Here is a 9,709-nt window from a genome sequence, read left to right as displayed (position 1 = left end):
GAAGGCGGCGATGAACCAGTTCGCGATAATCTACGAAGACCGATTCACGCTGGCTCGCTGAAAGAGACTTCCGGACTAAACCGCCTCACACACAAAAAATCGGACACGCCCTTGGTGATCCGACCAAGGCGATTTGAGCCGAGAGCATTTCTTGCAGGCATCGTTCTGCGGAACAGCGTCCTTCGAATGCAGTCGAATCAAAAAGAGCACAGCGATAGCGCTGTGCTCTTTTTGTTTGAGCGCGCGAATGATTGGGCGACCGTGTGTTTGTGGGAGCGGTGTGAACAGCGAAGCTGGCGTTAGTGAAGCCCCCAAGCCTTATGCCATCTGATGATCTATGTGCTTCGCGGCTCACGCCGCTCCTACAAAAAATCAGACGCCGACCCCGGTGTTGTAGGAGCGGCGTAAGCCGCGAAGCTGGCGTTGCTGAAGCGCCAAAGGTCCGTGCCCCTTGATGATCTACGTGCTTCGCGGCTCACGCCGCTCCTACAAGGGGAACATTCGCCGCTGTGATGCGTGGCCCAGAAAAGCAGAAAGCGGCCCTGAGGCCGCTTTCTGCTTTCAAGCTGCTTGGTTGGATCAGACGCTGCGCGGCTGATCGTCTTCCTGCTTCTTGGCTTCGGCATTCGCCTCTGCTGCGACGCGTTCCGCGTCTACGGCAGGAGCGACAACGACAGGCGTTGGTGCAGCTGCGGCGGCTGGTGCTGCAGTTTCAACGGCCGGCTTATCAGCCGTTTCTTCAACAGCCGGGGCCTGGGCGAACAGCTGCCCGTTTTCTGGAGCTGCAGGCTGTGCAACCACCACTGCGGCCGGTTCCGGCTGCGGGACGCTGACCGGAGCTGGTGCGGCGTTGACCGGTTCAGCAGCGGCGACCGGGACGATCGGTGCAGCGACGACTTCTGCCGGTGCGCTGACAACTAGCGGGGCAGCGACAGGCGCTTCCACGGTGGCGATCACCGGTGCTGCGACGACTGCTTCAGCGACGGTTTCCACCGGAGCGCTGATCGCCTGCTCGGCCTTGACGACTACCGGCTCAGCGGCAGCTGCCACTTCGACCGGAGCGACTGGAGCCGGTGCGCTTGCTGCGACAACGGCTTCAGCGACCGGGGCTTCAGTAACCGGTGCCGATGCAGCTGCTTCGACAACAGCGACAGGTGCTGCAGTAACAATAGCGGCGGCGTGCACGGGCGCGGAAACAACCGGCTTGGCTGCTGCTACCGGAGCGGACACTGGCGCGGCCGGGGTTGCGGGCTCGTCGTCGAACTCGAACTCGGGCTGGCTGCTGGCGGGCTTGGCCGGGGCTTCATTGACTTCGCCATCGGCGTCATCAAAACCCTCCAGGCCGTCCTCGTCAGCGCCCAGGTTCTCACCGCTGGCGGCGCCTTCGCCGTTGCCACGACGACGACGGCGACCGCCGCGACGACCGCGACGACGGCGACCACCGGCTTCACCGGCAGCTTCTTCGCCTGCAACAACCGGGTTGCCGTTCTCGTCGAGGATCACGGCTACTGCCGGCTGCTCCTCGGAGACGACCGCCGGCTTGGCGATCTCGGCAGCAATGGTGTTTTCCTTCACCACGACATCGGTGTTGGCAACGGCTTCGTTGGCAACAATCGCTGCTGCGGCAACGACTGGTGCTGCGACGGCCGGTGCAGCTGCGCGAGCGGCTTCCTGCTGTGGCTGCTGCTGGCGTGCGGGCTTCTCACCCTGCACGTTCTGCTGCTGTGCCTGCTTGTCGGCGTCCTGCTGCGGCTTGGGCTGCTTCGGCTGCTTGGGTTGTTTGGCCTGCTGCTGCTCGTTGTTGCGCTGCTGCTTGGGCTGCTGCTGTGCCTGCTCTCCGCGCGGCTGCTCATTGCGCTGCTTGGGTTGCTGCTGGGCGTTGTTCTGCGCCTGCGGCTGGGCCTGCTGCTGCGACTTTTCGGCGTTCTGGCGACGATCTTCGCGGCGCTGCTCATCACGGCGGTTGCCGTTGGCGTTGCCACCCGCATTTGCATTGCCGTTGCCGCCGCGACCCTGCTGGCCGTTGCGGCCGTCACGGCGCTGGTTGCCGCGCTCGTTGCGGTTGTTGCGGCCGTTGTCCTGACGCTGCGGCTGTGCCGGCTGTGCGGCCGGGGCCGGCTCGCCGCCGAACACGCGCTTCAGCCAACCCATCACGCCGCCAGCGGCGGGAGCGACGGGTGCGGCAACCGGTGCCGGAGCCGGGGCGGCTTCGACGACTTCACGGATCGGCGCAGGCTGGCTGTGCTTGACGTGGGTCACGGCCGGGGCCGGGATGTTCAGCTGGGCCTTGGTCAGTGCATGCACCGGCAGCTTGCGCGGGGTACCGCGTTGGTAGCTGGGCTTGCTCGACTCTTCACCCAGCTCGTTGTCGCGCAGGCGCGTGACTTCGTAGTGCGGGGTGTGCAACTGCTCATCGGCAACGATGACGATGGGCGCGTCGTGACGCTGCTCGATTTCACGCAGGGCGCTGCGCTTCTCGTTGAGCAGGTAGTTGGCGATCTCGACCGGGGCCTGGACCAGAACCTGTCCGGTGTTCTCCTTCATCGCATGCTCTTCGGCAACGCGGATGATGGACAGCGACAGCGACTCGATGCTGCGCATGCGGCCTTGGCCGTCACAACGCGGGCAGACGATCTGGCTGGATTCGCCCAGGCTCGGACGCAGGCGCTGGCGGCTCATTTCCATCAGGCCGAAGCGCGAGATGCGGCCCAGCTGGACGCGGGCGCGGTCGTACTTCAGCGCATTCTGCAGGCGGTTTTCGACTTCGCGCTGGTGCTTGCTGGAGGACATGTCGATGAAATCGATGACCACCAGACCGCCCAGGTCGCGCAGGCGCAGCTGGCGGGCGACTTCTTCGGCCGCTTCCAGATTGGTCTGGAAGGCGGTGTCTTCGATGTCGCTGCCCTTGGTGGAGCGGGCAGAGTTGACGTCGACCGCGGTCAGCGCTTCGGTCTGGTCAACCACGATAGAACCGCCGGACGGCAGGCGCACGTTGCGCTCGTAGATCGCCTCGATCTGCGATTCGATCTGGAAGCGGTTGAACAGCGGGATATCGTCTTTGTAATGCTTGAGCTTGCGCAGGGTCTGCGGCATCACCTGCTGCATGAAGTCGCGTGCGGTCTCGTACAGCTCTTCGGTGTCGACCAGGATCTCGCCGACGTCCGAGCGCAGGTAGTCGCGCAGGGCGCGCACGATCAGGCGCGATTCCTGGTAGATCAGGAACGGGGCCGGCTTGGTCAGTGCGGCTTCGGCGATCGAGCGCCAGACCTGCAGCAGATAGTCCAGATCCCACTGCAGCTCTTCGGCATCGCGGCCGACGCCGGCGGTGCGGATGATCACGCCCATATCGTCGGGGATGTTGAGCTTGTCCAGCGCTTCCTTCAGGGCGGCGCGGTCTTCACCCTCGATGCGACGGGACACGCCGCCGGCTGAGGGAGAGTTCGGCATCAGCACCATGTAGCGGCCGGCCAGGGAGATGAAGGTGGTCAGGGCGGCGCCCTTGTTGCCACGCTCTTCCTTGTCGACCTGCACGACGATTTCCTGGCCTTCGCGCAGGAGTTCTTTGATGGAGGCCTTGTTGTGGTCCACGCCCGCCTGGAAATAGTCGCGGGAGATTTCCTTGAGCGGCAGGAAGCCATGGCGGTCACCGCCGTACTCGACAAAGGCGGCCTCGAGCGACGGCTCAAGACGGGTGATGCGGCCCTTGTAGATGTTGGACTTCTTCTGTTCCTTGGACGGTTGCTCGATGTCGATGTCGTACAGGTTTTGCCCGTCGACGATGGCCACGCGCAGTTCTTCAGCCTGCGTGGCATTGATCAGCATTCGCTTCATTGTGCGTTCCTCGCGCGCTGCTACCGCGCGGAACGCCATGGGGTTTCGCCTCTGGACACGGTTCACCGCCCATTCGCGCAGGCGCGGGTAGGGCGGCTTGGGTTTCCAGCGCTACGACACCACGGCAGGCCGCGGGAGCGCTTCTTTCTTGTTTTAGGTGTTTCAGGGCCGGCGTCCGCCCGCGGCCGTGGCCGATGGCGTCGCGCGGGACATGGGTTTCGTCCAGCTCGGATGCTTTTTGGCATCCGGCGATGGCCGGGAACGCCGACGAGCCGCTAACATGGCCGCCCCGGGGGCGGTGGCCGCGCACTGTGCCGGATTCGTAGGGAGCGGGGCTTCTGGCCCTGACCAACTTCCAACGAAATCAAACCCTTATATCGCCCCCCGAGTGTAGCAGAATAAATAGGCCGATGACTGATTCCGACAAGCCCCACGCACCGCCTGCCGCCAAGAGCAGCGTGCGCATGATCAAAGTGCCCGAAGACAGGGCAGGCCAGCGACTGGACAACTTTTTGTTGGGTCAGCTGAAGGGCGCGCCACGCAGCCTGGTCTACAAACTGGTCCGCAGTGGCCAGGTTCGTGTGAATGGCGGCCGTGCCAAGGCCGACCGCAAGCTGGACGGCGGTGAAGAGGTGCGCATCCCGCCGGTCAATCTCAATGAGATTGGAGACAAGGCGCCGCCACCGAGCAGCTTCCTGCAGCGTATGGAAGAAGCCATCGTCTTCGAGGATGCGAAGCTGTTGGTGATCAACAAGCCGACCGGAGTGGCCAGCCACGGCGGCAGCGGCATCAGCCACGGTGCGATCGAGACCATGCGGGCGCTACGCCCGAACATGAACCTGGAGCTGGTGCACCGGCTGGACCGGGATACTTCTGGTCTGCTGATCCTGGCCAAGAAGCGCTCGGCCCTGGTCGAGCTGCAGGCCTTGCTGCGTGAAGACCATGGCGGCATCCAGAAGCGCTACCTGACCTTGCTGGCCGGGCGTATGCCCGATGGCGTGATGAGTGTGGACGCGCCGCTGCATGTCGGCCTGCGTCAGGGCGGCGAGCGCCATGTCCAGGTGAATGCGATCGGCAAGCCGTCGCTGAGTCATTTCAAGGTGTTGGAACGTCGCGGCGGGCAATCCTACTGCGAAGTCCGGATCGAAACCGGCCGCACCCACCAGATCCGCGTGCATGCCCAGCACATCGGCCATCCGGTGGCCGGTGACGACAAATACGGCGATCCTGCAGTCAACAAGCGCTTTCGTGAGCAGATCGGGCTGAAACGCCTGTTCCTGCACGCGGCCTCGCTGGAGTTCGCGCTGGATGGCGGCAAGACACCTTATGTATTGAATGCGCCGCTGCCGCAGGATCTGGTTGAGGCGATGAACAGGCTTTGAAGGCCTGAAGCCGGGATTGGGGGCAAGGGTTTGTGGGAGCGGCGTGAGCCGCGAAGCTGACCTTGCTTGGAGCCTCTCGCATCCCGGATATCTGATGGTGTGTGGGCTTCGCGGCTTACGCCGCTCCCACAAAGGAACCGGTTCCGGATCTGGCAGGGTTGCGTGTCGCTCCCTGCCTCACTACCACTTGAACAACACAAGACTCACCGCGATCGTGGCCATGCCGATCACCAGTCCGTACACGGTCTCATGGCCCTTGGCGTAACGCTTGGCCGCCGGCAGTAGTTCATCCAGGGCCAGGAACACCATGATGCCCGAGATCAGCCCGAACACCGCGCCGAAGGTGGCGTGGGACAGCGAGCCGGCCAAGGCGAAATAGCCAATGGCGGCGCCAACTGGCTCGGCCAGCCCCGACAGCAGGCTGGCGAAAACCGCATAGGACTTGCGCCCGGTGGCGAAGTACACCGGCACGGCGATGGCGATGCCTTCCGGGATGTTGTGGATGGCGATGGCGAAGGCCAGTGGCAGGCCGACCGACGGGCTTTCCAGCGTGGCGAAGAAGGTTGCCAGGCCTTCCGGGAAGTTGTGTGCGGTAATCGCCACCGCGCTGAGCAGGCCGACCCGGCGGATGTTGCTGCGGGTCTTTTCCTTGAATGCCGGGTCCTGCTTGTCCAGGGTTTCGTGCGGGTTGGGCACGAAATGGTCGATCAATACGACCAGCAGCACGCCGCCCAGGAACCAGAGCGTGCCGTAGGTGAAGCCGAGACGGTCGCCGTATGCCAGTGCAAAAGAAGCCACGGACTTGTTCAGGATCTCCGACAGCGACACATAGACCATCGCGCCGCCGGCAAAGGCCAGGCCAAAGGCCAGCAGGCGCGGGTTGGGCCGCCTGGAGAACACCACCATCAGGCTGCCGACGGTGGTAGCCAGGCCGGCAGCCAGGGTCAGCCCGAAGGCCATCCATAGATTTTCGGGGGTAACTGGATGCATCAGTCGCGATCAGCCGCCACGACGCGCGCGTTCTTCGATGGCAAAGCACTCATTCGGCTTCGGGTCCGGCGGGTTGAAGCTGACCGGTACCTGGATGGTGGTCGGCACCGGCTGGCCGTTACGGGTGGCTGGGTTGAATTTCCACTCGCGCACGCGACGCGCGGCGGAGTCGTCCAGCTGGCTGTTGCCGCTGCTGGTGACCAGCGACACCTCGGTAGGCGTGCCCTGCGGGCCAACCACCACGCGCAGCACGCTCTTGCCGCCAACGCCGGTGCAGGCCAGTTCGGCCGGATAGTCCGGTGGCGGGGTTTGCACGGCGGCTACTTCGGTCGGGGCGACGGTCGGCACCGCCGGTTGGTCGGAGGAGTTGCAGGCGCTCAAGGCGGCCACGGTGCCCAATGCAGCGAACAGCAGACGCAGTTTCATGTCATTGCTCCGTTAATGCGGATGCCTTGGCGGCACAGATGAAGTCGTTCTCGCTCAGGCCGCCTACATCGTGGGTGGAAAAGCGCACAACGGCACGGTCGTAGTGCACGCCCAGGTCGGGGTGGTGGTCTTCGCGGTGCGCAACCCAGGCAAGCGCGTTCACGAATGCCATGGTGCCGTGGTAGTTGTCAAAGCGGAATGTACGGGTCAGGGCCTGGCCGTTCTCGGCCAGCTCCCAACCCGGGACCTGCGGCAGCAGCTCGGCGACGCGGGCCTGGCTGAGGCGATATTCGCTGCCCCGGCGCGGGCTGCAGTGCGCTTGTGCCAGCGGGATGAGATCAGGGGCCATGCATACCTCCATAACAGGTGACTGAACTGTGCCGACGTTGGAATCACTGTCCCATCGATGGCAACCAAGACACGGCTAGAATACCCGCATGATCCAGATCTCAGATACCGCCCAAACGCATTTCCGCAAGTTGATCGAACGCGAGGCCGTGCCCGGGATGGGCGTGCGACTCAGCGCGATGGACCCGGGCACCCCAAGCGCGGATGCGCGCCTTGAATTTGCCGAGCCGGCTGACCTGCTCGGTGACGAATGGGCCGTGGACTGCGATGGCTTCACTTTGTATATCGCTGCCACCAGCGTGGCGTGGTTGGACGGCGCCGAGATCGATTTCGTCACCCAGGCGGCCGGCACCCAGCAGCTGACCATCAAGGCGCCCAAGATCAAAGGCGAAGCCCCCGGTGATGCAGCGTCCATCGTCGAGCGTGTGCGTTGGGTGATTGAAAACGAAATCAATCCGCAGCTGGCATCGCATGGCGGCCGCGTCGCAGTACAGGAAGTATCAGCCGATGGCGTGGTGCTGCTGCGCTTCGGTGGTGGCTGCCACGGCTGCGGCATGGCGGATGTGACCTTGAAGCAGGGGATCGAGAAGACCTTGATGGGCCGGGTGCCGGGCATCACCGCCGTGCGTGACGCCACCGACCACGAAACCGGTCAGGCCCCGTATATTCCGCGCGACGGCGCGGGCTGAGCCGCTACCACGCATGCCGGTGACATCGGTTACCGAGCTGATCAATCTGCTGGCCTCGCGCCGGCAGACCAGCATCCTGCACGATCGTCGTACCGGCATGCCGTACAGCTGGAGCAACTGGCTGCGCACGCGTGTGTCCAAGGGGCTGTCCGCGTTTGTCGATGCCGATGCTGCCGATGCCATGGCAGCTCGACCGCCGCGACCACGCGAGGCTGCAGCTGCGCCGTTGCCATTGTGGCAACACATCGTGTTGCTGTTCTGGAATGGGGGTGAACCGCCGCCGCGCGATCAGCGCGGCCTGCGTTGGTTTGCCGGGTTCTTCAGTGCCGGCCTGCATGTGCTGTTCGCGCTGCTGTTGCTGTGGGTGGCGCTGGTGCGCAGCAATGTGCCGGAACCGGACGCCGAAGAAGGCGAGCGCGTGCAGGTGGAATATATCGGGCGCGGTACGCCGGACGAAGAGGGCGGTGGTGCCCCGCAGGCTGCCGAGGCGGCGGGTGCGCAGGCGGCAGTTGCAGCGCAGTCTGGGGCTGCTGCGGCTGAGTCATCGGCGCCAACAGCACAGGAATCGGTTGAAGCCCCGGCTGCAAGCGCTGCGCAGGCCAATGCGGCGTCTGCTGAGCCAACATTCGAGCCTGAGTGGATGCAGATTGATGCATCCAAGCCAGTGCCGGAGCCGCCAACCGCCAGCGAGCAGCCGCTGCAGGTGACAGAGACAAGCCGGCCGACCAGTGAGTTCGTGGTGCCTCCAGCCACGGTCACTGCGCCTGCGTTGCGCAGCAGCCAAGCCCAGGTGCGCGAACGCACGATCGAAACCGCGGTTGATCGTCCGCAGCCAACCCCGGCGCTACGCCAGCCCACGGAAGTTGCAGTGCAGCTGCGTTCGACCCAGGTGCAGGTCCGCGAACGCCAGATCGAAGTGGCCACGCAGCAACCAGTAGCGGTAGTTCAGCCGCGTGCGCGAGAAACGCAGGTGCAGATTCGCACGCCTGAGTTTGGTGTGCGCGAACGTCAGGTTGAAACCGCAACGCAGGAATCGGTGGCGATGGCGGCGCTGCCAGTGCCCGCTGCCCAGGTACAAGTAAAGGCGCCGACGATGGCAGTGCGTGAGCGTGCGGTACCCGGGGTGCCGGACAAGCCCGCCGCGCACGCGGCGACGTCTGCAGCTGCTGCGACGCAGGCATCAACCGGTACACCGGCAGCAAGTGCATCGACCAGCCCGTCGCGCACTGGCGGGCAGGCGGCGGCCAATCCAAGTCCGCGCGCTGGAACCAGCACAGGTGCAGGTCCCAAGCCGCTGGATCGCAGCGGCGGTTGGGCGGCGCCAAATCGTGGCGATGATTGGGGTGCCGCGCAGCGACAGGTTGCCGGTAGCGCTGGCGGTCAGGCTGACAGGGGTACGGGATTGTTCAATGCCGATGGCAGCGTAAAGCTGGGTGGCAACGAGGGGCAGGCGCAGGACGCCGCCAAGCGTGGCGCACCGGGTGGTGATGCCGATAGCTGGAGCCGCGAGCGCATTGCCGAGTCCGGCACCTGGCTCAAGCGCCCGCCGTATGACTACACACCAACCTCGTTCGACAAGTACTGGGCCCCGAACGAGTCCTTGCTGGCCGAGTGGGTACGCAAGGGCATCAAGAGCGTGGAGATCCCGATCCCCGGCTCAAAGAGCAAGATTTCCTGTGTGGTGTCGATGCTGCAATTCGGCGGCGGCTGCGGCTTGACCAACCCGAACATGCAGGAGCAGCCGGCGGAAGCAAGGCCGCCACCGGATATCCCGTTCAAGAAAGAGCTGCAGGAAGACAACGGCAGCCGCTGAAACTTGGATCGCGGCGTGCCGTGTGTCGCATCCTTTCAACGTGTTTGTGGGAGCGGCGTAAGCCGCGAAGCACATAGCCAATCAGATGCCGCAGATGCTGGAGGTTTCGGCAATGCCCGCTTCGCGGCTTACACCGCTCCCACAGGCGGTGCTTGGTGCATCGTGCGTGCAGACCAAACAACGTAGCTCAGGTAAGCACAGCGCACCTGGGGCTGTTGATGCACAGCTGC

The 9,709-nt window shown here is 64.4% G+C and carries 7 protein-coding genes; 3 read left to right on the top strand and 4 right to left on the bottom strand.

Features of this window, described 5'->3' with window-relative positions; all coding sequences use genetic code 11:
* Nucleotides 1-579 precede the first annotated feature (579 nt).
* Nucleotides 580-3,831 (bottom strand): ribonuclease E, encoded by a 3,252-nt coding sequence (gene rne, locus ACVOLS_RS14825; RefSeq protein ID WP_481546228.1) that lies wholly within the window; start codon nt 3,829-3,831, stop codon nt 580-582.
* Nucleotides 3,832-4,241: 410 nt separating this feature from the next.
* Here rne and ACVOLS_RS14820 point away from each other — a divergent pair, with 410 nt between their 5' ends.
* A complete protein-coding gene (locus tag ACVOLS_RS14820) occupies nt 4,242-5,213 on the top strand; it encodes an RluA family pseudouridine synthase (protein ID WP_481546227.1) in 972 nt (323 codons plus the stop codon).
* 180 nt (nt 5,214-5,393) lie between these two features.
* Here ACVOLS_RS14820 and zupT read toward each other — a convergent pair whose 3' ends face one another.
* The 3 genes from zupT to ACVOLS_RS14805 are packed head-to-tail and all read right to left on the bottom strand — an operon-like array spanning nt 5,394 to nt 6,978.
* Nucleotides 5,394-6,203: a zinc transporter ZupT gene (gene zupT / locus ACVOLS_RS14815; protein ID WP_481534962.1), complete on the bottom strand. Its 810-nt coding sequence runs from the start codon at nt 6,201-6,203 to the stop codon at nt 5,394-5,396.
* A gap of 9 nt (nt 6,204-6,212) precedes the next feature.
* A complete protein-coding gene (locus ACVOLS_RS14810; protein ID WP_481546226.1) occupies nt 6,213-6,629 on the bottom strand; it encodes an energy transducer TonB in 417 nt (138 codons plus the stop codon).
* A 1-nt stretch (nt 6,630) separates the two neighbouring features.
* A complete protein-coding gene (locus tag ACVOLS_RS14805) occupies nt 6,631-6,978 on the bottom strand; it encodes a 4a-hydroxytetrahydrobiopterin dehydratase (protein WP_481514891.1) in 348 nt (115 codons plus the stop codon).
* A gap of 88 nt (nt 6,979-7,066) precedes the next feature.
* Here ACVOLS_RS14805 and ACVOLS_RS14800 point away from each other — a divergent pair, with 88 nt between their 5' ends.
* Both ACVOLS_RS14800 and ACVOLS_RS14795 read left to right on the top strand, forming a co-directional pair.
* On the top strand, nt 7,067-7,666 hold the full coding sequence (locus ACVOLS_RS14800) for an NfuA family Fe-S biogenesis protein (protein ID WP_481546225.1): 600 nt from the start codon (nt 7,067-7,069) through the stop codon (nt 7,664-7,666).
* A 13-nt stretch (nt 7,667-7,679) separates the two neighbouring features.
* Complete coding sequence (locus ACVOLS_RS14795; protein WP_481546224.1) at nt 7,680-9,479, top strand: hypothetical protein; 1,800 nt, start codon at nt 7,680-7,682, stop codon at nt 9,477-9,479.
* Nucleotides 9,480-9,709: the final 230 nt, after the last annotated feature.

This window comes from Stenotrophomonas sp. STEN038 (assembly GCF_056759895.1).
This window is presented reverse-complemented; position numbering and strand designations above follow the sequence as displayed.